The following is a 21,589-nucleotide window of genomic DNA, read 5'->3' on the forward strand; positions in this document are numbered from 1 at the left end:
ACCCGCCAGTGGAAGAGAACATGAACGAACAGCCGCCCGCATCCGCCTACACACAGGCGACGGCGTACGCGCCGATGGAGGCCGCAGTCGCGGACCTGGTCGAGGCGCTCCCCGAATTCCCCGGCTTCGAGCGGCGCGTCTGGGCCAAGACTCCTTGCAGCCGAGGCGGTGTCGATGATCCGCGCTACACCAATGTCGAAATCGAGTACCGGTTCTCCAAGGAGGACTCGCAGACGGCGAAGGTACGCGAGCAGTACATCGACGCCTTGCGCGAGCATTGGCTCGGGCTCGGCCTGCGCATCGTGGCGGACCGTCCCCTCGAATCCCGCGACCGGACCGATCACGACCTCGTCGCCTACCGGCCCGAGGACGGCGTCAAGCTTTGGTACTCAGTCGCCTTCTACGCGTCGGTCCGGGTCCGTTCGGGTTGCGTCCCGGTCAGCGACTTGAGCGAGATCGAATACGTTCCGCCCACTGGCGGCATCCTGCCCGGCGGTCGGCGAGACCTGGTCAGCTCGTACTTCCCCGACGGTATTCCTGAGCAGGAGGCCGTCAACCCCTTCGCCTCTCCCGATGACTTCGAGGATCAGCTGTGAGGAAGCGGCATTCGGTGATGGCGGCGGCAGCCGCGGTCCTGCTGGCGACCGGGGCGTGCTCGGTGGTGGACGGGATCGGCGGCGGCGATGAACCGCCCCAGTCGATGTACACGCAGGCCGAGGCCTTCGTGGCGATGGAAGCGGTCGCCGCTGACATGGTCGCGGTCCTGCCGGACTTCCCCGGCTTCGAACGGCGGCTGTGGCTCGATCACCCGTGCAGCCATGACGGGGTCGAAGATCCCGACTATGTGAGCGTCGAGATCGAGTACACGTTCGCCGAGGCCGACGCGGCGACGCCGCTCGTTCGCGAGGAGTACGTGGACCTGCTGAAAGACCACTGGGTCGAGCAGGGCTACGAGGTCGAGCTCGACCACGCCGTCGAAGGCGACGAACGCACCGACAGGAGCCTGGTCGTCTCCAGCGACGAGAACCAGCTTCAGATCACTTACCGTGTGGCCCACAAGGTGCCGATCATGATCACCTCAGGGTGCGTGCCCGTGAGCGATCCCGGCGAGCTTGAGTACGTTCCCCCGCTCGGCGGCGTCGAACCCGGCAGCAAACACGACCTAGTCGCCGAATTCTTCCCCGAAGGCATCCCCGCTGCCGAAGAGCAGCAATGACTCGGACTCGATTTCGGCGCCAAGGCACTCGGCGCACCGCTGAGCATCTCGTCAAGTTCGCCGCCCTCGCGATGCTCGCCTTCGGCGCGGGTGGTTGCTCGGGGCCGCGAGTGAACGAGGACTTCGACGACGTCTCCGCGCTTGCCGCGATGGAGGGGTTCGTAGCCGATTCGGTTGCGCAGCTGTCGGACTTTCCGGGCTTCGCGGCGCGGAGTGTGGAGTTGCGGGGGTGCTACTACGGGGTCGATGTGGAGAAGACGCTCGAAGGGCATGACACCGTTCATCTGCGATACGAGTTCCCCGAGCCGAGCTGGGAAGACCCGCTGGTTCGCGAGACGTATCCGGAGGAGTTGGCGAGTATCTGGGAGGTCGAAGGACACGAGGTGGAGGTCGACCGCGACGACTCCGGGGCGATCACGCATGTGAGCGCGACCAGGGACGACGGGATCGCCTTGTACTACACGGTGCTCGGCAAGGTCCTCATCGAGGCGTCACTGGGCGGTGGTTCCGAATGCGTGGCGGTTGCCGATGGCGAGTTCACGATTCCTGAACCGGTCGGCGGCGTGCCGCCGGAACAGGACATCTTCTCCGACTCCGGACCCCGGGAGAGCGAATGACCTTGAAACGCACAGGCATCGGCCTGCTCGCGGCTGCTGGATTTCTGGTTTTGCCGAGTTGTTCCAGTCCGAGGATCGATGAGGACAGGACCGATGTCGAGACCCTCGCCGAGCAGGAGGCCTTCGTTGCCGAGACCATCGCGGACCTGGAGGATTTCCCGGGCTTCGAGGAGCGGGAGATCGAACTCGACAACTGCTACTACGGCATGCACGACGACCAGATCGCCGAGAACGGCGCCCGAGTCGACCTGATCTATCGCTTCCCCGAGGCTCTCGCCGAGGACCCCGCCGCCGTGGATGAACTGGTGACGCAGATCGAGACCCGTTGGCTTGAAATGGGACACGAAGTCCAACGGGAATTCGCCGGCGACGGCTCCTTCTGGACCGTCAGAGCGCGAGGCGAAGAGGTCGCCGCCAAACTCTTCTTCCGAAATATCCCGACCATAGAATTCACCTCCGGCTGTGTCCTCATCGCCGACGGCGATTTCACCATCCCCGACCCCCTTGGCGGCGTCACCCCGGAAAACGACTCCTTCAACGACCGAAGCCCCCGCTCCAACCCCGTCGACTGACCGTGAACGGGGACAGGCCGTCCGGGGTTGACGTGCCCGTGGAGCCGCGCTACTACGGGGGCGCACGATTCGCGCTCGTGGTGCAGATCATGGTCAATGCGGGGATCGGGTTCGTCGGACTGCCGGTCGCCACTGGGCTTGGGGCGATGTCCGGGTACGCCACTGCTCAGTATCATTCGATGACCTTGGGATTCATCATCCTGACCGTCATCCCGAGCGCATTGCAGCTCTTGGCGGCCTGCAACATTGGGATCACTGCGCGAGGTTCGGTCTACCTGGCGCTGGCGGTCGCCGCATCAGCAGTCCAAGTGTTGGTGGCGATCCTCTGGGGGCCGCTCGGTTGGTGCGTCGCCGTTGTGATCGTTGTTCTGGCGATCGTCGCGGCGGTCAACGGACGGGCCCGAGAGGACAAGGCGAGGATCGCTGCGCGCCCGCGTTCTCGCGGTCGAGTCGTCGCCGACATCGTGATCGCTGTGGCGTCGACGATCCTGCTGATCGCCTTGATCGTCCTCAACGACCAAACCAACGATCTCGACAACCGCCGTCCGGCAAGGGAGTTCGACAGCAGTGAGGCAAGCGAGCGATTGGACGGCGCCCTCGCGCCTATCCTCGCGGCCCTCGCCGAGGTCGAGGGTATGCCCGACCCGCGTCGGGACTTCGGCGGTGAACAGGCCTGTATGGATGGTGGGCACGAGGACCCTGACTGGATCGAGTTCGAGGTGGACCTTCAGTTCGAGGACCCGAAGGCGGTCGTCAATATCTCGCCCTACGCCGGAGCCGGTGCGCGAGCAATCGAGGCTGTCAAGGCGAGCCTCATCGAGAACGGCTGGGAGATCTCCGATGAGCGAGTCCACTCCCGCGTGTACGACCTGTATGCGGAGCGGGAAGACGGCATCCGGATCGGGTTCGAAGTCGGAGCCGGCATGACCCGCCTATGGGCCACCACCGGCTGCGTCCGCAATGCCGACAACGGCCAGGACTGAACCCGAACCGGGGCAGCCGAACCGCGCTAACCGGTTGCGTTGATGCGATGCGGGCTTGAATACTTCAACCTGTGGACAACTGGAGAGTGATCGCGACCGATCTGGATGGCACGTTCTTGATGAGCAGCACCAACTCTCGGAGCGGAATCGTGAGGCGTTGCGTGCGGCTCGTGCGCGTTGCATCAGCGTGGTTGCGGTGACCGCCCGGACCCCGCCGGGTCTTGCGGTCGTACCCGGGTTGGCCGCTGAGATCGACTTTGCGATCTGCAACAACGGTGCGATCTGGCATGATCTGGCCGGCGGCGCGATCGAAGTGCGGCTCACCATCGCGGTCGAGTCGGTGTGCGAACTGCACCGCCGGGCTCGCAAGGCACTGCCGACGGCCACCTTCTGGGCAGGCCGCTCCTGCGCCATGGCCGGAGCCCTACCGGAGGCCAAAGCCGCAGCCAAGTCCCAAACCGCCTCATACCAAGAAGACGGCGTAGCCCAAGCGATCGAAGCGCTCTTCGAAGCGACTGAATGAGGAGATCTATGCAGTACTCAAGCGTTGAACTTGGTGACGTCGACTATGTGGTCAAGATGTTGGCGATGGAAGAGCTTGTTGCGGCGCATGAGGTTGCGAAGGAGCGACATTGGGGGGCTGCGTGGAGCTCAACTGGTGCTTTGGAGGCGGAGGTGGATTCGGCGTCGCCGAAGTTCTTGCTCCCTGCCATGCGGAATGCGGCCGGTGACTCGGAGATCGAGTCCCTGCGTTGCCAGCTCTGGTATCTGCCTTGCTCGGGGCCGAGGCTTGGTCGAGTAACGACCTTCGATATCGAGCTTGCTCGCTTTCGGGCACTTCGTGAGATTCCTCGGGACAAGGAAGCCGCAGCGTTGCGTCTGCTGATCGACTTCCATCCTCTTTCTTCCACGAGCTAACTTGAGGCCTGTTCGGTGTGGAGGGGAAAGTGCTGAGTTGAACGGCGGGTCTGGAGCCCCGAGAACGGCTCGATCCAACACGTCTCAGCCGCTGTCACCACACGCACCGTGGCACCATATGACCATGTGTCCCAGGTAATGGCGGACCGTTCTTCCAGGAGATGCGTGATGATCGGATCGGCCAAAGAGTTCGTGAGGCTTCGATCGAGCAGTGATCCCGCCGAGTATCGGCGGGCTGCACACGAGGAAGCACCTCTCGAGGTCTGGATGGCGGTGATCGCTGACCATCCAGCTTTTCGGCAGTGGGTAGCGCACAACAAGACGGTGCCACTGGAGGTTCTCGACCTTCTGGCGGGCGACGAGGACGTGACGGTCCGCTTGGTTGTCGCCGGCAAACGGAAGGCGCCCGATCGGATCCTCCGTCGCCTGGCTGTTGACCCAGACGAATCGGTTCGGCTGCGAGTCGCGAGCCATCGGAACGCTGCGGAGGCGACGCTGCGCATGCTTGCATCCGATGCCTGGGACGAAATCCGCAAGGTGGTGCAAGACAGGCTCACCACCGAGCGCCCCTTAACCGACCCCGGCAACCACGCCCGGCGATAGCGGGACAGCCTTTAGGGGGAGGTCGGGTCGGGTTGGGGTTCGGCTTGCTGGGGTTGGTGGGCACGGGTCTTTTTGGCGGCGACGACGAGGTGGGGGCCGGGCTGGGCGGAGTTCTGCGGGTTTCCGGTTTGGGGATGGTTAGGGTTAGTGCGGCGGCGGCGACGACGGGGTGTGGGGTTGGGCTGGGCGGGTTTTGCGGCTTTGCGGTGGGGTTGGGTTCTGGTTAGTGCGGCGGCGACAACGAGGTGTGGGGCCGGGCGGGGCTGGGTTTGCGGCTGTCTGGCGGGGATTGGGCGCGGGTTTGGGGGGTGGGTTGGTTTTGGGCATGCTGGTGCCCCAGGGGTCTTAGCCCTGTTTCTCAGCTGCTGGGTTTGCGAAGCGTTCCCTGCATCGCGCCTTGGCTTTCTTGAGGGCGGCGTGTGCTCGTTCTCGTGAGATGGCTTCGGCTCTGGCATCGAGGTCCGGTTTCATGGTCGGGGGCCATTCGGTTCGGTAGAGGCCGGTGGGGAAGACATCCCAGTCGGAGTCTTGGTTCTCCGCGTCGATGTCGTGGTCGGTGCGCCAGTCCTCGCAGCCACAATCGGTCTGCCCGGTCGCGCCTTGCTTGGCGGCGGTGCCGGTGGTGTCGTGGTCGTGGTGGGTGATGAGTGCTTGGCCGGGGCCGGTTTTCTCGACCGTCCAGCCTTGGGTGTGGATGCGCCCGTGATGGAAGCGGCAGAGGAGGATGAGGTTGTCGGCGGTGGTGTCGCCGCCGTCGGCCCAGTGGGTGATGTGGTGGGCTTCGGTCCAGGCGATCGGGCGGTTGCATCCGTACCAAGCGCACCCGCCCTGCTGTTCGAGTTCGAGCTTCCTGCGGAGGGCGGTGTTGGGGAGACGCAGGGCTCGGCCGAGTTCGATCGCTTCACCGGTGGCGTAGTTGAACACCGAGGGGATGACTCCTGCCTCGCACGCCAGCAGGCGGGCCTGAGCGACCGAGACCGGCTTGCCCTCCAGCATCGGGAGGCGGTCGGTGTCCTTGCCCTGCAACGTCTCGATGTCCACGGCGAGGTCCAGGGTCGCGGTGTGGCCGTGGCGTGTGGTGGCCTCGGGGCTGGTGCCGTAGCCGGACAGGAGTTGGTGCAACGCTTCGGCATCCCGGTTCGCCTTCGCAGGCAGCACATCTTCACTGTCCTGCTCTTCTTGGCGCGGGGGCGGGCAGGCGGTCTTCAAGTACTTGTCAAGCAGCCGCCCGGTCTCATCGGCGAGTTCCCCTGAGAGCGACCACATGCCGTTGCCTTGTTCGACCAGCTCGATCCATTGCAGGGACTGCTCCCCAAGGGTTTCGAGCAGCTCGGTCTCCTCGGCCAGGTGCGCGGCGAGTTCATCGAGATGGCGCTGGAGGTCTTTGAACGGGGCGTGCGCGCAGTACTGGGCGATGAGGTGTTCGGGCGTCTCGCAGGAAACTGAGGGGTCGAAGGGGGAGGCCACCGGGACACGGAAGGGGGTGCGGGCGAACAGGCGCATGGCAGGGGTGCGGTCGAGTTGGCGGACTGCGAACGCCACTTGATCAATCCTGGCCGCCCCTGAAGTGGCAGCACCCGAGAGGATCTGGAACTTCCGCGACAGGCGAGCGATCGCTGCGATATCGGCGGCGGTGCGGGTGTGGAAGTCGAACTTCGCGCAGAGCCAATCGCGGAGCCCGGAGTAGCCGTCGACATCCCGGTGGATCTTCCAGGCTTGGGCCTCGATCACCGCAGCAAGTACTCGGGCATGGAAATCGTTGATCGCAGTGGCGGCGTCATCGAGGAGCGTGTGGATGGCAGTGGACTTCTCCGTGCGGGTCACAGTGTCGGTTGCCATCGGGAACACCTCCTCAAACAAGATCGTGGTTTTCGCTTCCTTGTACTGGTTCAATGATAGAACCACCCAAACGCACTGTCATCACCCACAAGGGGAAAGACTACTCATATTCCCAGGTCACAGCCCCCACAAGCCGCGCCGCGCCACCAACCCAACCCCGCCACGAAAACAAACCCCCGGCCGCCGCTCACCCTTTTGTCGCCGCCGCACTAACCCCGGCCCAAACGAGCCCGGCCACGAAAGTCGGCTCTTTGGTTAGTTGTTGCAGGTTCGGGTGGTTTGGTTCCAGAGTTGTTGTGCGGTGTGGGTGAGGGGTTGTTCGTGGTTGAGGGCCCATTCGGTGTGGAGGGGTTCGGAGACGACCAGGCGTGGAGTTGGGGCGTCGAGGGCGATTATGTGGCCTATGAGGGTGGGTGATGTAGGAGCTTGGTCGGTAGGTCGGGCGGGGGCGGTGCTGGCGAGGCACGTTGCGCCAGTGAGGGTTGCGGGCGGTGCGGGCTCCGTTTATGGTGGCGGCCATCGTGGTGGCCGGTTGCTTTTGCGGGCTGGGTCGCCTGGAGTTGGGCTTCTTCTGAGTGCTGGGTCGCCTGGAGTCGGGCATCTTCGGTGGTCTGGGCATGGGGATGAGGCCGCAGGTGAGGATTGCCAGCAGGCAGCGGAGGAGGCGGAGTGCTCGTTCTCGAAGGTAGGGCTTTGCGGGTTGGAAGTGGGCCGCTCTGAGTTCGGCCGACTCGATCATGAATCTGGTGAAGGCCTGCTCGCGCAGGTTCGAGAAGCGGTGTTCGGGGGTCGGTCGGTGGTCCCGCGTTGGATAGCAGGGGTTCAGCTGATGAACAGGCACCATGGCCACACTGGAGTGCGAACTAAGCTCAAGGTGTGAGTACGCGAATCCAGCAGATCGTTGCTGAGTTGCCCCGCTTGAAGAAACCTCGGGAGATATACCAAGAGATCGAACAACGCTTCGCTGAGGGCGATGCCGAGTTCGTGGCCGATCTCGCGATCGCGGTCAAGGCCGCGAACGTCGAGGCGAACCCCCCTGAGACCTGGCGGTACGATGCCTCTTTCAAGTTCCTGCTGCGGCTTTTCGCCACCACGCCAGGGCCCCACCATGTGGAACAGGTGCTGCGATTGCTGTTCGCACCTCCGCAATCGGATCAGAAGCGCATCCAATTCTTCGCTTCAGTGCTGGCCGCATCCCAAACCCCCGAAGACCTGTCACCTGTCTTCACCGGCGACGGATCCGTCGCAACAGACGAGCTGCGGGCCTGCCTGATTCACGAGCTAGTACTCCGGCAGGCGGTGATCGACGCGGTTCCGGCGATCCGCCAGTGGGCAGAGTCCCCGCACTGGCGTTCCCACCCGCTAGGCGGCCTGCCGAACCGATTGGCCGCGTTCGAGAAGAACCCCGCACTACCCCAATACTCCACGCGCAGCTCAGTCGTCTCCACACCCTTCCTGTCCGGGGAAACGCCCGAAACTGTCGACGGCGCTTCATACTCGCTCTCAGTGACTGATTCGACTACTGAGGCCTTCAGTGTCAATGCTCCTGCAGCGGTACAGAACTGGATCGCGGACTCCAACGGCCGCGTAGAGGCTCGCGCCTTCGACCTCACCGAGCCCGTCGAACCCGACGCCGTCCCCGAACTGCTGAAAACCCTGGGCATGGAAAGCCTTCAGCGCGCAAGCGACGAATCCGCTTTTCGCTTGACGCGCACGACCGCCAACGGGGCCTGGCGTCTACTGTTCGCAGCGGCCTCCACGGGCGGGGCGTACAGCGGAGACTTCGGCGCCTATGGGCGGCTGCACGCCTGGAAATCCATCGCAGCACTGGTCGGCGCAGCCGCCGAGACGTCCCCCGCGCAGTTGGAGCACCAGGTCGGGGCCTGGAACTGGTTCAGCTTCGGCGGTGCCACCCCCTGGTTCGAGCGAGTCGCCTGGGACCTCGGGCTGGTCGCCGTCTCCCCCGATTCACGACAAGTCACCGTCCTGGCCGCGACGGATACGGACTGACCCCGACACGAGTCGCGATACAAGCGAAACGCCCGGCCGTTTGGCCGGGCGCTTTTTTGTATGTGGTTGTTTAGGCGGCGACCGCTGCTCGGCCTGCGTTGAGGGCTGCTGCTACCTCTACGACGCGCTCGGCCTGGGCGGCTGCTCCGGCGAGGGTGGTTTCGTCGATGTCGGAGCCGTTCCAGTGAGTGACGCCGTAGGGGGAGGCGTTGGCGAAGAGGGCTTCGTTGGCGTAGCCGGGGGCAACGACGATGCCGCCGAAGTGGTGGAAGGTGTTGTAGAGCGCCAGGATGGTGGACTCGTTGCCGCCGTGCTTGCCCGAAGCAGAGGCGAAGCCGGAGTAGACCTTGCCCGCGAGCTTGCCCTGGAACCACAGGCCGCCGAGGGTGTCGAGGAACTGCTTGAGCTGCGACGCGACGTTGCCGAAGCGGGTGGGGGAGCCGAGGATCACCGCGTCGGCCCACTCCATGTCCTCGGGCGTGGCCTCGGGGATGTCGGCGCTGGCCTGCACGTTGGCGGCCCACGCGGGGTTGGAGTCGATCGCTGCCTGCGGGGCCAGCTCGGTCACGCGGCGCAGGCGCACCTCGGCGCCGGCCTTCTCGGCGGAGTCGGCGATCTGGCGGGCCAGCGCGGTCACGTTGCCGGTGGCGGAGTAGAAGATCACCGAGAGCTTCACGGGTGCGACGGTCATTTCGTCCTCTTCCAGGAATTCAGGATGGGTAGTTCAGATTTGAATTACTCAGTCGACCCTAGCGGCCCGGCGGCATAAGTTCAAATTTGAACGATGTGGCACTCGCCACCTGACCTCGGCGCAGGCGCAACCGGCCGCCTCCTGAGACGCGTCACTCCTCCGGTTGTTACGAGAGTGTTTCGAGATATTCAAGGCCATCTGTGACCTCGATTGTCGGCTTCATCACGGTGATGGCGGCCGTCACCATTGACTCTTCCTTCGCTTCCGCAACTCTGGTTCAGGCACGCCTGTTCGGTTCGTGACCTCGAATAATGACTACTTAGGCGGACCTAAGTGACAGGGCGTCGATAACGGAGTTCTAGACTTGCGGCAAACGCTTGTGAATAGCTTCACAAGTGGGTTGATCGTTATTAGGATCACCACCCCATTCGCCTGAGAGGACGCCCGTGACCACTCACGCAACCCCGGATGCCGACGTCATCGTCGTCGGCGCGGGACCCGGTGGTTCCGCCGCGGCCTACCATCTCGCCGCCCGCGGCCTGGACGTGCTTCTGCTGGAGAAGACCGTCTTCCCGCGCGAGAAGGTCTGCGGCGACGGCCTGACGCCCCGCGCCGTGGCGCAACTGCTCAAGATGGGCGTCGACACCACCGAAGCCGCCGGTTGGATCCGCAACCGCGGCCTGAGAGTCGTGGCCGACGACCTCGCCATCGAGCTGGACTGGCCCGACCTGGAAGACTTCCCCGCCTACGGCCTGACCCGGACCCGCTTCGACTTCGACCAGATCCTCGCCGACCGCGCCGTGGCCGCCGGAGCCGAGCTCCGCTGCGGCGTCAAGGTCACCGCCCCGGTCTTCGACCTGGCCGGACGCGTCTGCGGCGTCACCGCGAAAGTCGACGGCGAGCACGTCCAGTTCAACGCCCCCTTGGTGATCGCCGCCGACGGCGTCTCCGGGCGGCTCGCGCTCTCCCTGGGCCTCAAGCGAGACGAGAAGCGCCCCATGGGCGTCGCGGTCCGCCAGTACTACAAGTCCGAGGCCAAGCACGACGACGACTACCTCGAATCCTGGCTGGCGCTGCGCACCGCCGCCGAACCCGATGTGCTGCAACCGGGTTACGGCTGGATCTTCGGCCTGGGCGACGGCCGCGTCAACGTCGGCCTCGGGGTGCTCAACTCCTCGGCCGGCTACGGCAAGACCGACTACCGCGCGCTGCTTCGCGACTGGCTCGCCAACACCCCCGAGGAATGGGGCCTGACCGACGAGGCAGGCGCCGACGGGCCCGTGCGCGGGGCCGCGCTCCCCATGGGCTTCAACCGGACCCCGCACTACAGCCGGGGCCTGATGCTCGTGGGCGACTCCGGCGGCATGGTCAACCCGTTCAACGGCGAGGGCATCGCCTACGCGATCGAAGCGGGCGAGACCGCCGCCGACGTCGTCGCCGCGGCCCTCCGCGCGCCCAACGTCCCACGGCGCGAAGCGATCCTGAAGACCTACGCCACCCGCATGGACGAGCTCTGGGGCTCGTACTACCGGATGGGCGGCATCTTCGTGCACCTCATCGGCCGCCCCGCGGTCATGAAGCTGTGCACCGAGCACGGCCTCAAGCGTCCCGCGCTCATGCGCGTCGTACTGAAACTGCTGGCGAACCTCACCGACCGACCCGGGCGGGACGCCGCCGACCGGATCGTCAACGGGATGCGGATCGTCACGCCCGCTATCGGAAGGAGGTTCTGAGGATGGAAGTGTACGTACCGGTCGTCATCATGTTCGCGATCGGACTCGGCTTCGGCGTCGTCTCGGTCGTCGCCTCGCGCATCGCCGGGCCCTACCGGAGGAACCGCGCCAAGGCCGACCCGTACGAGTGCGGCATCGAGCCCGCGCCCACCACGTCCGGGCCCACCAAGTTCCCGGTGAAGTTCTACCTCACCGCCATGCTGTTCATCGTCTTCGACATCGAGATCATCTTCCTGGTGCCGTGGGCCGTCCATCACGACGTGCTCGGGATCTTCGGGTTCTGGGCCGTCCTCATGTTCATCGCCGCGCTGTTCGTCGCCTACGCCTACGAGTGGCGTCGCGGCGGACTCGACTGGGACTGAGGCACAACGCAATGGGTGTAGAAGAGAAACTCCCGCAGGGCATCATCCTCACCACCGTCGAAGCGCTGGTGAACTGGACGCGCAAGTCCTCGATGTGGCCCGCCACCTTCGGCCTCGCCTGCTGCGCCATCGAGATGATGGCCACCGGCGCGGCCCGCTACGACACCGGCCGCTTCGGCATGGAGGTCTTCCGCGCCTCCCCGCGGCAGGCCGACCTCATGATCGTGGCCGGGCGGGTGAGCCAGAAGATGGCCCCGGTCCTGCGCCAGATCTACGACCAGATGCCCGAACCGAAATGGGTGCTGTCGATGGGCGTGTGCGCCACCTCCGGCGGCATGTTCAACAACTACGCGATCGTCCAGGGCGTCGACCACGTCGTCCCCGTCGACATGTACCTGCCCGGCTGCCCGCCCCGCCCCGAGATGCTCCTCGACGCGATCCTCAAGCTCCACGAGAAGGTCATGCACGAGCCCCTCGGCGAGAAGCGCAAGCAGGCCCTCGCCGACCTCCCCGAACCGGTCGTCAAGCCCGGCGCGATGCCCTCCTCCTACCGCTTCGACAAGCAGCGCAAGAAGGAATGGACCGAGGCGGTCAAGGCCGGAACCGAGGAGCAGCTGCGCATCCGGAAGGCGGTGGCCAGGAAATGAGCGATCAAGAACAGGGCTTGTTCGGTGTCAAGGGCACCGGCGACACCTCCGGCTTCGGCGGCCTGGTCCGCCAGAGCCCCAGCACCTACGAGATCGTCTCGACCCCCGAGCCGCTCGGCGGCTACTTCGACGAGATCCTCGCCGCCCTCAGGGAACTGCTCGGCGACGACGTGGCCCGCGCCGTGATCGTCGACCGCGGCGAACTCACGATCCACGTGGCCCCCGACCGGGTCGCCGAGGTCTGCAAGGCCATGCGCGACGACGAGAGCCTGCGCTTCGAACTGTGCAACTCGGTGTCCGGTGTGGACTACCCCGAGCAGCGCAACCGCCTCCACGTGGTCTACCACCTGACCTCGCTGACCTACCGCAGGCGGGTGCGCCTCGAAACCGCCGTGGGCCTCGACAACCCCACCGTCCAGTCGGTGACCGCGGTCTACCCGACCGCCGACTGGCAAGAGCGCGAGGCCTACGACATGTTCGGCGTGATCTTCGAGGGCCACCCGCACCTGACCCGCATCCTCATGCCCGACGACTGGGAGGGCCACCCCCAGCGCAAGGACTACCCGCTCGGCGGCATCTCGGTCGAGTACAAGGGCGACGCGCACATCCCGCCGCCGGACGAACGGAGGGCCTACAAGTGACCGCCACAGAGAACGCCCAAGACGCCTACGCGGCCGAACGGGACACCACCGAGGGCCGCGTTTACACCGTGACCGGCGGCGACTGGGACGAACTCGTCGCCTCGGTCGACCCGGTCTCCGAAGAGCGCCTCATCATCAACCTCGGCCCGCAGCACCCCTCCACCCACGGCGTGCTCCGCCTGGTCTGCGAGCTCGAAGGCGAGACCGTCCGCTCGGTGCGCCCCATCGTCGGCTACCTGCACACCGGTATCGAGAAGAACATGGAATACCGGACCTGGACGCAGGGCACCACGTTCGTCACCCGCGCCGACTACCTCGCCCCGATCTTCAACGAGACCGGCTACTGCCTCGCCGTCGAGAAACTCCTCGGCATCGAAGTGCCCAAGAGAGCCGACGTGATCCGCGTGATCATGATGGAGCTCAACCGCATCAGCTCCCACCTCGTGGCCCTGGCGACCACCGGCATGGAGCTCGGCGCGCTCTCGATGATGATCTACGGCTTCAGAGACCGCGAGAAGATCCTCGACATCTTCGAAGCCGTGTGCGGCCTGCGCATGAACATGGCCTACGTCCGCCCCGGCGGCGTAGCGCAAGACCTCCCGCAGGGCGGCGTCAAGATGATCCGCGAGTTCGTCGACTACATGCCCAGGGGCCTCGACGACTACGAAGGCCTGCTCACCGGCAACGCGATCTGGCAGGAACGCACCCAAGGGGTCGGCTACCTCGACGTCTCCGGCTGCCTCGCCCTCGGCGTGACCGGCCCGGTGCTCCGCTCGGCCGGGCTCCCCTGGGACCTGCGCAAGACCATGCCGTACTGCGGCTACGAGGAGTACGACTTCGAAGTGCCGACCCACAACGGGGCCGACGCCTGGGCGCGGTACCTCGTGCGGCTCGAAGAGATCCGCGAGAGCCTCAAGATCATCACGCAGGCCCTCGACAAGCTCGAACCGGGCCCGGTCATGGTCGAGGACAAGAAGATCGCCTGGCCCGCGCAGCTCGCCGTCGGCGGCGACGGCTCGGGCAACAGCCTCAACCACATCCGGCACATCATGAGCCAGTCGATGGAAGCGCTGATCCACCACTTCAAGCTCGTCACCGAGGGCTTCCGGGTCCCGGCCGGGCAGGTGTACACCGCGATCGAAGCACCCCGCGGGGAGCTGGGCATCCACGCCGTCTCCGACGGCGGCACCCGGCCCTTCCGCGTCCACATGCGAGAGCCCTCCTTCATCAACCTCCAGTCCATCCCCGCCCTCGCCGAGGGCGGACTGCTGGCGGACGTCATCGCGGGCGGGGCCTCGCTCGACCCGGTCATGGGAGGTTGCGACAGGTGAACTACCCCGAGAAGATCCGCGAGCAGGCCGAGGCCATCCTCGTCCGCTACCCCGAGGGCCGCGAGCGCTCGGCGCTGTTGCCGCTGCTCCACCTGGTGCAGTCGCACGACGGCTACGTCTCCGAGGACGGCATCGCGTTCTGCGCCGACGTCCTCGACATCACCAAGGCCCAAGTGCAGGCGGTCTCGACCTTCTACACCATGTACAAGCGGGAACCGGCCGGAGACTGGCTGGTCTCGGTGTGCACCAACACCCTCTGCCGCGCCAAAGGCGGCCAGCAGGTGTTCGACGCCCTGAGCGGCGAACTCGACGTGGGCCACGACGAGACCACCGCCGACGGCAAGATCACGCTCGAACACGCCGAATGCCTCGCCGCGTGCGACTACGCGCCCGTCGTGACCGTCAACTACGAGTTCTACGACGAGATGGACGAGGACAAGTCCCTCGAACTCGTGCGCGAGCTCAAGGAAGGGCGCCGCCCGGTCCCCAGCCGCGGCGCTCCATTGTGCACGCTGCGCGAGACCTCCGTCCAACTCGCCGGATTCGACGAGGAGCGCACCGCCGGACTCGAAGGCAACGCCCAAGGCGACGCCACGCTGGCCGGGGCCCGCCTGGCCGCCGAGGCCGGGATCACCGCGCCCCCGTTCGACCCCGCCGCGCCATTGCTGGCCAAAGAGCCCGAGGAAGCGAAGTGAGCGTGACCGTGCCAGCTCCCAGAAGGCCCCGCGAGGACGTCCTCGACAAGCTCAAGCCCGTCGTCACCAAGCGCTGGATGTCCCCGGGCGCGTGGAAGATCGACGTCTACGAGCAGCTCGACGGCTACAAGGCCCTGCGCAAGGCCCTCGGCTACTCAGAAGCCGACCTCATCGCCTTCATGAAGGAGTCCGGCCACCGCGGACGCGGCGGCGCGGGCTTCCCCGTGGGCATGAAGTGGCAGTTCGTGCCCGACGACGGCCAAGAGCACTACCTGGTCGTCAACGCCGACGAAGGCGAGCCGGGCACCTGCAAGGACCTGCCGCTGATGATGAACGACCCGCACTCGCTCATCGAAGGCGTCATCATCGCCTCCTACGCCATCAAGGCGTCCCGCGCGTTCGTGTACGTCCGCGGCGAGGCCATCCACGCCGCCCGGCGCCTGCGCAACGCCGTGCGCGAGGCCAAAGAGGCCGGATACCTCGGCAAGGACATCCTCGGCTCCGGATTCGACCTCGACGTCGTGATCCATTCGGGCGCAGGGGCGTACATCTGCGGCGAGGAGACCGCGCTCCTCGACTCGCTCGAAGGCAAGCGGGGCCAACCGAGGCTGCGGCCCCCGTTCCCGGCCACGCACGGGCTCTACAACAAGCCCACCTGCATCAACAACGTCGGATCCATCGCCGCCGTCCCGCACATCGTGCTCGGCGGCGCGCAGTGGTGGAAGGACCTCGGCTCCGAGAACGCCGCGGGCACGATGATCTACTCGCTCTCGGGCCGGGTCAAGCACCCCGGCCAGTACGAGTGCTCGCTGGGCACGACGCTGCGCGAACTCATCGAACTCGCAGGCGGCATGGAGGACGGGCACGAGCTCAAGTTCTTCACCCCCGGCGGGTCCTCGACCCCGATGCTCTCGGCCGACTCGATCGACGTCCCGCTCGACTTCGACAACGTCGCCAAGGCAGGGTCGATCCTCGGCACCACCGCGGTCATGATCTTCTCCGACCAGGACTGCCCGGTGGTCTCGTGCTGGCGGTGGCTGAAGTTCTACCAGCACGAGTCCTGCGGCAAGTGCACCCCGTGCCGCGAGGGCAACTACTGGATGGTCCGCGTCTACGAGCGCATCCTCTCCGGCACCGGCTCCATCGGCGACCTCAAGCTCCTGGAGAGCGCCTGCAAGAACCTCCTGGGCCGGTCCTTCTGCGGCCTCGGCGACGGCGCGACCTCCTGCGTCACCTCGTCGCTGAAGTTCTTCCGCCAGGACTACCTCGACTACATCGAAGGCAATAAACCCGCCCCCTTCGATGCAGAGAAGATCGGAGCGCACTAGACATGACCGATCAAGTCACCTTCACCATCGACGGTATGGAGGTCACGGTTCCCAAGGGCACCTTGATCATCCGCGCCGCCGAAGAGCTCGGCATCGAGATCCCCCGGTTCTGCGACCACCCCCTGCTGGAGCCCGCGGGGGCCTGCCGCCAGTGCCTGGTCGACGTGCCCGACATGGGCAACGGGCGCGGGATGCCCAAGCCCGCGGCCTCGTGCACGACCACCGCCATGGAGGGCATGGTCGTCAAGACCCAGCACACCAGCGAGGTCGCGAAGGAAGCCCAAGAGGGGATCATGGAGTTCCTCCTGATCAACCACCCCCTCGACTGCCCCGTCTGCGACAAGGGCGGCGAATGCCCGCTCCAGAACCAGGCCATGAGTACCGGGCGCACCGAGACCCGCATGGAGGCCGCCGACAAGCGGACCTACAAGAAGGCCCTGCCGATCTCCTCGCAGATCCTCCTCGACCGCGAACGCTGCGTCCTGTGCGCCAGGTGCACCCGCTTCTCCGACCAGGTCGCCGGGGACCCGTTCATCGAGCTGATGGAACGCTCGGCGCTCGAACAGGTCGGGGTCTACGAGGACGAGCCGTTCGAGTCCTACTTCTCGGGCAACACCGTGCAGATCTGCCCGGTCGGGGCCTTGACGGGGACGCAGTACCGGTTCCGCTCAAGGCCGTTCGACCTCGTCTCCAGCCCCAGCGTGTGCGAGCACTGCTCGGCCGGGTGCGCGCAGCGCACCGACCACCGCCGCGGCAAGGTCCTGCGCCGCCTCGCCGGTGAGGACCCGGCGGTCAACGAGGAGTGGAACTGCGACAAGGGCCGCTGGGCCTCCTCCTATGTGGATGCCGCGGACCGGATCACCAAGCCGCTCGTGCGCGACGCCGACGGGTCGCTGCGCGAGGCGTCGTGGCCCGAGGCCCTGCGCCGCGCCGCCGCCGGACTCAAGGCCGCCGCCGGAGTCGGGGTCCTGCCCGGCGGGCGGCTCACCGTCGAGGACGCCTACGCGTACTCCAAGTTCGCGCGCATCGCGTTGGGCACCAACGACATCGACTTCCGCTCCCGCCCGCACTCCACCGAGGAGTCGGAGTTCCTCGCCCACGCCGTGGCCGGGGTCTACCCCTCCAGCGGCGCGGTCACCTACGAGGACCTGGAGAACGCCCCCGCGGTGCTCACCGTGGGACTCGAAGCCGAAGAGGAATGCCCGATCGCGTTCCTGCGCATGAGGAAAGCCGTCCGCAAGGGCACGCAGCGGGTCCACGTGGTGGCCCCGTTCGCGACCCGCGGCTCCCGCAAGCTCGGCGCGAACCTCATCGAGGCCCTGCCCGGTGAGGAAGCCGAACTCCTCGACGGCTGGAAGAGCGGCGGCTACGTCCGCGACGCCCTCGCCGAGGACGGCGCGGTGATCCTCCTCGGGGAGCGCCTGGCCACCGTCGAAGGCGCGTTCTCCGCCGCGGTGCGCCTCGCCAAGGCCACCGGCGCCCGCCTCGCCTGGATCCCCCGCCGCGCCGGAGACCGGGGCGCGGTCGAGGCCGGATGCCTGCCCGGGCTGCTGCCCGGCGGCGGCCTCGCCTCCTACGCGGCCGACCGCGAGCAGCTCGCCGAGTACTGGGGCGTGGAGTCCCTGCCCGGCGGCGACGGAAGGGGCGCGTGGCAGATCCTCCAGGCCGCCGCGGACGGCGAACTCGACGCTCTGCTGGTCGGCGGCGTCGACCCGTACGACTTCGCCGACGGCCCGGCCGTCGAGGCGGCCCTCATCGCGGCCCGCTTCGTGGTCTCGCTGGAGATCCGCCACTCGGCGGTGACCCGCGCGGCCGACGTGATCCTCCCGGTCACGCCCGTCACCGGCAAGGCCGGGGCCTACTTCGACTGGGAAGGCCGCCTGCGGACCTTCGAGACCGTGATCGAGTCCGAGCTCATGAGCGACCACGCGGTCCTCGACGCGCTCGCCGATGCGATGGGCGCCAAGCTCGGCCTGGCCGAGACCCGCACGGTGCGAGGCGAACTCGCCGGGCTGCCCGACCCGATCACGCGTCAGGAAGCCCCGGACTGGACCGCCGACAAGCCCGCCCACGCCAATGAAGAAGGCAAGGCCGTACTCGCCACGTGGCGGCAACTGCTCGACGGCGGCTCGCTCCAGGAGAACAACCCGCACCTGGCCGGATGCGCGCCCGACCCGGTGGTGCGCCTGAGCGCCGCCACCGCGAAGGCCATCGGCGCCGCCGAAGGCACCGGGGTCACCGTGTCGACCTCGCTGGGCGGGATCACGCTGCCGCTGGCGGTGACCGACATGCCCGAAGGCGTGGTCTGGCTGCCGCAGAACGCGCCCGGTCGCGGGATCTACCGCCACCTCGGCGCGGGCTCCGGCGACGTGGTCACGATCAAGGCCTACCCGAACGTGCCGCGCCCAGCCGCTGACGCTGGCGAATCCGTGGAGGCGGTCAACTCATGAACGATCCGATCTGGCTGATGCTCATCAAGGGCGTCCTGGTCTTCGTGGTCCTGGTCCTGCTGGTGCTGTTCACCATCTGGTTCGAGCGCCGCGTGGTCGCGATCATGCAGGTGCGGCCCGGGCCGAACCGGAACGGCCCCTTCGGGCTGCTCCAGTCGCTCGCGGACGGCCTCAAGCTCGCGTTCAAAGAGGACACCATGCCGCGCACCGCCGACAAGTGGGTGTTCCTCGCGGCCCCCGTGATCGCCGTGACGTGCGCGTTCACCGCGTTCGCGGTGATCCCGTTCGGGCCCGAGGTCAGCGTGTTCGGGATGGAGACCGAACTCCAGCTCACCGACTTCGAAGTCAGCGTCCTGGTGATCCTGGCCTGCTCGGCCCTCGGCGTGTACGGCATCGTGCTCGCCGGATGGGCCTCCGGCTCGGCCTACTCGCTGCTGGGCTCGCTTCGCGCCGCGGCCCAAGTGATCTCGTACGAGATCGCTTTGGGCCTGGCCGTGCTCACGGTGTTCTTCCAGTCCCAGCTCATGTCGACCGGCGCGATCGTCGAAGCGCAGGCCGAGGGCCTGCCGCTCAACCTCGGCGGCCTCGAACTGACGCTCCCGGGCTGGTACTTCATCATCCTCGCGCCGAGCTTCGTGATCTTCGTGATCTCGATGGTCGGCGAGACCAACCGGGCCCCGTTCGACCTCCCCGAGGCCGAATCCGAGCTCGTGGCCGGGTTCGCCACCGAGTACTCCAGCCTCAAGTACGCCTCGTTCTTCCTCGCCGAGTACGTCAACATGGTCACCATGTCGGCCCTGGCCGTGACGCTGTTCCTCGGCGGCTGGGCCGCGCCGTTCCCCGCCTCGTGGTGGGCCGGGGCGAACGAGGGCTTCATGCCGCTGGTGTGGTTCTTCGGGAAGGTCCTGGCGTTCCTGTTCTTCTACGTGTGGCTGCGCGGCACCCTGCCGCGTCTGCGCTACGACCAGTTCATGCGCCTGGGCTGGAAGGTCCTCGTCCCGGTCTCCCTGGTGTGGCTCATGGTCCTCGCGGCCATGAACATCGGCCTCGACACCGGCAACGAGCTGCCCACCCGCATCGCCTTCGCCGGCGGCGCGGCCATCGTGGTCATGGCCCTGATCTTCTTCTGGCCCAGCCGCAAGCAGTACGAGGACCCCACCGAACCCGACACAGGGCTCGGCGGCTTCCCCGTGCCCCCCTTGGACCTCGCCGTCCCGCCCAACCCGCGGGCCCTGCGCGAGCTCGAACCCGCCCGCACCGGCACTCCCGCCGAAGACAGCGACCCGAAGGAGGAGGTCTAGATGTCAGGTTTCGCCAAAGGCTTCGCCGTCACCTTCTCGCACATGTTCAAACCGAAGGTCACGGTCGACTACCCCGAGGAGCCCTCGAAGCTCGAACCGCGCTACCACGGCCGCCACGTGCTCAACCGGCACCCCGACGGCCTGGAGAAGTGCATCGGCTGCGAGCTGTGCGCCTGGGCCTGCCCTGCCGACGCGATCTATGTCGAGGGCGCCGAGAACACCGAGACCGAACGCTTCTCGCCCGGTGAGCGGTACGCCAAGACCTACCAGATCAACTACGCGCGCTGCATCTTCTGCGGCCTGTGCATCGAGGCCTGCCCGACCCGCTCGCTCACCATGAGCAACGAGTACGAGCTCGCCCGCGACGACCGCCGCGACCTGATCTTCACCAAAGAGGAACTGCTCGCACCGCTCCTCGAAGGCATGGAGCAGCCGCCGCACCCGATGCGCCTGGGCGACAGCGAGAAGGCCTACTACGAGTCCGGGCCCACAAACCCCGGAGCGAGCGAAGGCGCGGAGTTCTCCCTCACCGAGATGCTCGCCGAGACCAAACGGGGGACGCAGTGATCGACCTGGCCCAGACCGTCGCGCAGAACACCTCCGTCGGCGAGTCGGTGTTCTTCTGGATCCTCGCGCCGATCGCGCTCGGCGGGGCCATCGGCCTGGTCCTGGCGCGCTCGGCCATCCACGCCGCGCTCATGCTCGCCATCACCATGATGTGCCTCGCGGTCTTCTACATCATGCAGGCCGCCCCGTTCCTCGGGTTCGTGCAGATCATGGTCTACACCGGCGCGATCATGATGCTGTTCCTGTTCGTGCTCATGCTGTTCGGGCGCGACTCCAAGGACTCCATGTTCGAGACCCTCAGGGGCCAGCGCTTCCTCGCCGTGTGCCTGGGCATCGGATTGGCCGCGCTGCTGTCGGCGGGGCTGGCCCGGGGCGTCTCGGGGCTCATCGTCCCGGCCGAGCCCGCGGGCTGGGCCACTGGAGCGACCTCGAACGTGGAGACCATCGCCGAGGCGCTGTTCACCACGTACCTGTTCCCGTTCGAGGTCATGTCCGGGGTGCTCACCGTCGCCGCGGTGGGCGCTCTGATGTTCGCGCACGTGGCCAAGAAGGGCGCGCACCGCGGCCAGAAGGAGCACTCCCGCGAGCGCTTCGCGCCGGGCGTGTACCCCGGGCCCAAGCCCGGGCCGGGCGTGTTCGCCACCTCCGACTCGACCGCGACGCCCGCGCTGCGGCCCGACGGCTCGATCGAGCCCGCGAGCCTGTCCGAGTACGTGCCGCCGCGTCAGCTCACGGCCGCCGAGTCGGCCCCGAAGCACACCGAAGGGCGGGACGCATGAGCCCGGAGTACTACCTGATCCTCGCCGCCGCGCTGTTCTGCATCGGCGCGGTCGGGGTCCTGGTGCGGCGCAACTCGATCGTGGTGTTCATGTGCGTCGAGCTGATGCTCAACGCCGGGAACCTCACGCTCGTGACGTTCGCGCGCACCACCGGCACCATCGACGGCCAGGTCATGGCGTTCTTCGTCATGGCCGTGGCCGCCGCCGAAGTGGTCGTGGGCCTCGCCATCATCATGTCGATCTACCGGTCCCGGCGCTCCGCCTCCGTCGACGACGCCAACCTCCTGAAGGCCTAGAGGGGACACA

At 66.8% G+C, this 21,589-nt stretch carries 22 protein-coding genes and 1 pseudogene; 21 read left to right on the forward strand and 2 right to left on the reverse strand.

From position 1 onward, the window contains the following. Positions 1-20 precede the first annotated feature (20 nt). The 8 genes from AB0B28_RS03505 (at position 21) to AB0B28_RS03540 (ending at position 4,909) form a co-directional block, all read left to right on the forward strand. Positions 21-596, forward strand: a complete 576-nt coding sequence (locus AB0B28_RS03505; protein WP_360115793.1) for a hypothetical protein — start codon at positions 21-23, stop codon at positions 594-596. Next, entirely contained in the window at positions 593-1,216 is a 624-nt protein-coding gene (locus AB0B28_RS03510; protein ID WP_360115796.1) for a hypothetical protein, read from the forward strand. The genes AB0B28_RS03505 and AB0B28_RS03510 overlap by 4 nt, the downstream gene beginning before the upstream one ends. A 110-nt stretch (positions 1,217-1,326) precedes the next feature. Beyond that, the gene (locus tag AB0B28_RS03515; RefSeq protein WP_360115799.1) at positions 1,327-1,833 is read left to right on the forward strand and encodes a hypothetical protein; all 507 of its coding nucleotides are present in this window, start codon (positions 1,327-1,329) and stop codon (positions 1,831-1,833) included. After that, positions 1,830-2,405 carry a hypothetical protein gene (locus AB0B28_RS03520; protein WP_360115802.1) on the forward strand — a complete coding sequence of 192 codons (576 nt, stop codon included), beginning with the start codon at positions 1,830-1,832 and terminating at the stop codon, positions 2,403-2,405. The genes AB0B28_RS03515 and AB0B28_RS03520 overlap by 4 nt, the downstream gene beginning before the upstream one ends. Before the next feature lie 77 nt (positions 2,406-2,482). Continuing rightward, complete coding sequence (locus AB0B28_RS03525) at positions 2,483-3,388, forward strand: hypothetical protein (protein WP_360115805.1); 906 nt, start codon at positions 2,483-2,485, stop codon at positions 3,386-3,388. A gap of 55 nt (positions 3,389-3,443) precedes the next feature. Further along, entirely contained in the window at positions 3,444-3,911 is a 468-nt protein-coding gene (locus AB0B28_RS03530; protein ID WP_360115808.1) for an HAD hydrolase family protein, read from the forward strand. 8 nt (positions 3,912-3,919) lie between these two features. Further along, positions 3,920-4,306 carry a hypothetical protein gene (locus AB0B28_RS03535; RefSeq protein WP_360115811.1) on the forward strand — a complete coding sequence of 129 codons (387 nt, stop codon included), beginning with the start codon at positions 3,920-3,922 and terminating at the stop codon, positions 4,304-4,306. Between the two features lie 168 nt (positions 4,307-4,474). Continuing rightward, positions 4,475-4,909 carry a HEAT repeat domain-containing protein gene (locus AB0B28_RS03540; protein WP_360115814.1) on the forward strand — a complete coding sequence of 145 codons (435 nt, stop codon included), beginning with the start codon at positions 4,475-4,477 and terminating at the stop codon, positions 4,907-4,909. Positions 4,910-5,254: 345 nt separating this feature from the next. Here AB0B28_RS03540 and AB0B28_RS03545 read toward each other — a convergent pair whose 3' ends face one another. Further along, positions 5,255-6,748 carry a DUF222 domain-containing protein gene (locus AB0B28_RS03545; protein ID WP_360115816.1) on the reverse strand — a complete coding sequence of 498 codons (1,494 nt, stop codon included), beginning with the start codon at positions 6,746-6,748 and terminating at the stop codon, positions 5,255-5,257. An 876-nt stretch (positions 6,749-7,624) separates the two neighbouring features. On the opposite strand from AB0B28_RS03545, the gene AB0B28_RS03550 reads away from it, so the two are divergent. Then, the gene (locus AB0B28_RS03550) at positions 7,625-8,758 is read left to right on the forward strand and encodes a DUF6183 family protein (RefSeq protein ID WP_360115819.1); all 1,134 of its coding nucleotides are present in this window, start codon (positions 7,625-7,627) and stop codon (positions 8,756-8,758) included. Between the two features lie 70 nt (positions 8,759-8,828). Here AB0B28_RS03550 and wrbA read toward each other — a convergent pair whose 3' ends face one another. Beyond that, the gene (gene wrbA / locus AB0B28_RS03555; protein ID WP_360115822.1) at positions 8,829-9,449 is read right to left on the reverse strand and encodes an NAD(P)H:quinone oxidoreductase; all 621 of its coding nucleotides are present in this window, start codon (positions 9,447-9,449) and stop codon (positions 8,829-8,831) included. Between the two features lie 446 nt (positions 9,450-9,895). Between wrbA and AB0B28_RS03560 the strand changes: the two genes are divergently transcribed. From AB0B28_RS03560 to nuoK, 12 genes and pseudogenes are all read left to right on the forward strand, one after another. After that, entirely contained in the window at positions 9,896-11,182 is a 1,287-nt protein-coding gene (locus AB0B28_RS03560; protein ID WP_360115825.1) for a geranylgeranyl reductase family protein, read from the forward strand. A gap of 2 nt (positions 11,183-11,184) precedes the next feature. Then, positions 11,185-11,544, forward strand: coding sequence for an NADH-quinone oxidoreductase subunit A (locus AB0B28_RS03565; protein WP_360115828.1), 360 nt, complete (start codon positions 11,185-11,187; stop codon positions 11,542-11,544). An 11-nt stretch (positions 11,545-11,555) separates the two neighbouring features. Continuing rightward, the gene (locus AB0B28_RS03570) at positions 11,556-12,191 is read left to right on the forward strand and encodes an NADH-quinone oxidoreductase subunit B family protein (protein ID WP_360115831.1); all 636 of its coding nucleotides are present in this window, start codon (positions 11,556-11,558) and stop codon (positions 12,189-12,191) included. Positions 12,192-12,202: 11 nt separating this feature from the next. Then, positions 12,203-12,832 (forward strand): annotated as a pseudogene (locus AB0B28_RS03575) (NADH-quinone oxidoreductase subunit C); the annotation flags it as partial. After that, the gene (locus tag AB0B28_RS03580) at positions 12,829-14,163 is read left to right on the forward strand and encodes an NADH-quinone oxidoreductase subunit D (RefSeq protein WP_360115833.1); all 1,335 of its coding nucleotides are present in this window, start codon (positions 12,829-12,831) and stop codon (positions 14,161-14,163) included. The pseudogene AB0B28_RS03575 and the gene AB0B28_RS03580, both read left to right, overlap by 4 nt. After that, a complete protein-coding gene (gene nuoE / locus AB0B28_RS03585; RefSeq protein WP_360115836.1) occupies positions 14,160-14,858 on the forward strand; it encodes an NADH-quinone oxidoreductase subunit NuoE in 699 nt (232 codons plus the stop codon). The genes AB0B28_RS03580 and nuoE overlap by 4 nt, the downstream gene beginning before the upstream one ends. Before the next feature lie 8 nt (positions 14,859-14,866). Next, positions 14,867-16,186, forward strand: coding sequence for an NADH-quinone oxidoreductase subunit NuoF (gene nuoF / locus AB0B28_RS03590; RefSeq protein WP_360115926.1), 1,320 nt, complete (start codon positions 14,867-14,869; stop codon positions 16,184-16,186). Positions 16,187-16,188: 2 nt separating this feature from the next. After that, positions 16,189-18,636, forward strand: a complete 2,448-nt coding sequence (locus AB0B28_RS03595; RefSeq protein WP_360115839.1) for an NADH-quinone oxidoreductase subunit G — start codon at positions 16,189-16,191, stop codon at positions 18,634-18,636. Then, positions 18,633-19,937 carry an NADH-quinone oxidoreductase subunit NuoH gene (nuoH, locus tag AB0B28_RS03600; protein ID WP_360115842.1) on the forward strand — a complete coding sequence of 435 codons (1,305 nt, stop codon included), beginning with the start codon at positions 18,633-18,635 and terminating at the stop codon, positions 19,935-19,937. Before AB0B28_RS03595 ends, nuoH begins: the two co-directional genes overlap by 4 nt. Further along, positions 19,938-20,504: an NADH-quinone oxidoreductase subunit NuoI gene (gene nuoI / locus AB0B28_RS03605; protein ID WP_360115845.1), complete on the forward strand. Its 567-nt coding sequence runs from the start codon at positions 19,938-19,940 to the stop codon at positions 20,502-20,504. Further along, positions 20,501-21,283, forward strand: coding sequence for an NADH-quinone oxidoreductase subunit J (locus AB0B28_RS03610; RefSeq protein ID WP_360115848.1), 783 nt, complete (start codon positions 20,501-20,503; stop codon positions 21,281-21,283). Before nuoI ends, AB0B28_RS03610 begins: the two co-directional genes overlap by 4 nt. Continuing rightward, the gene (gene nuoK / locus AB0B28_RS03615; protein ID WP_360115851.1) at positions 21,280-21,579 is read left to right on the forward strand and encodes an NADH-quinone oxidoreductase subunit NuoK; all 300 of its coding nucleotides are present in this window, start codon (positions 21,280-21,282) and stop codon (positions 21,577-21,579) included. The genes AB0B28_RS03610 and nuoK overlap by 4 nt, the downstream gene beginning before the upstream one ends. Positions 21,580-21,589: the final 10 nt, after the last annotated feature.

It is taken from the genome of Glycomyces sp. NPDC046736, from assembly GCF_040645615.1.
GTDB lineage: Bacteria > Actinomycetota > Actinomycetes > Mycobacteriales > Micromonosporaceae > Glycomyces.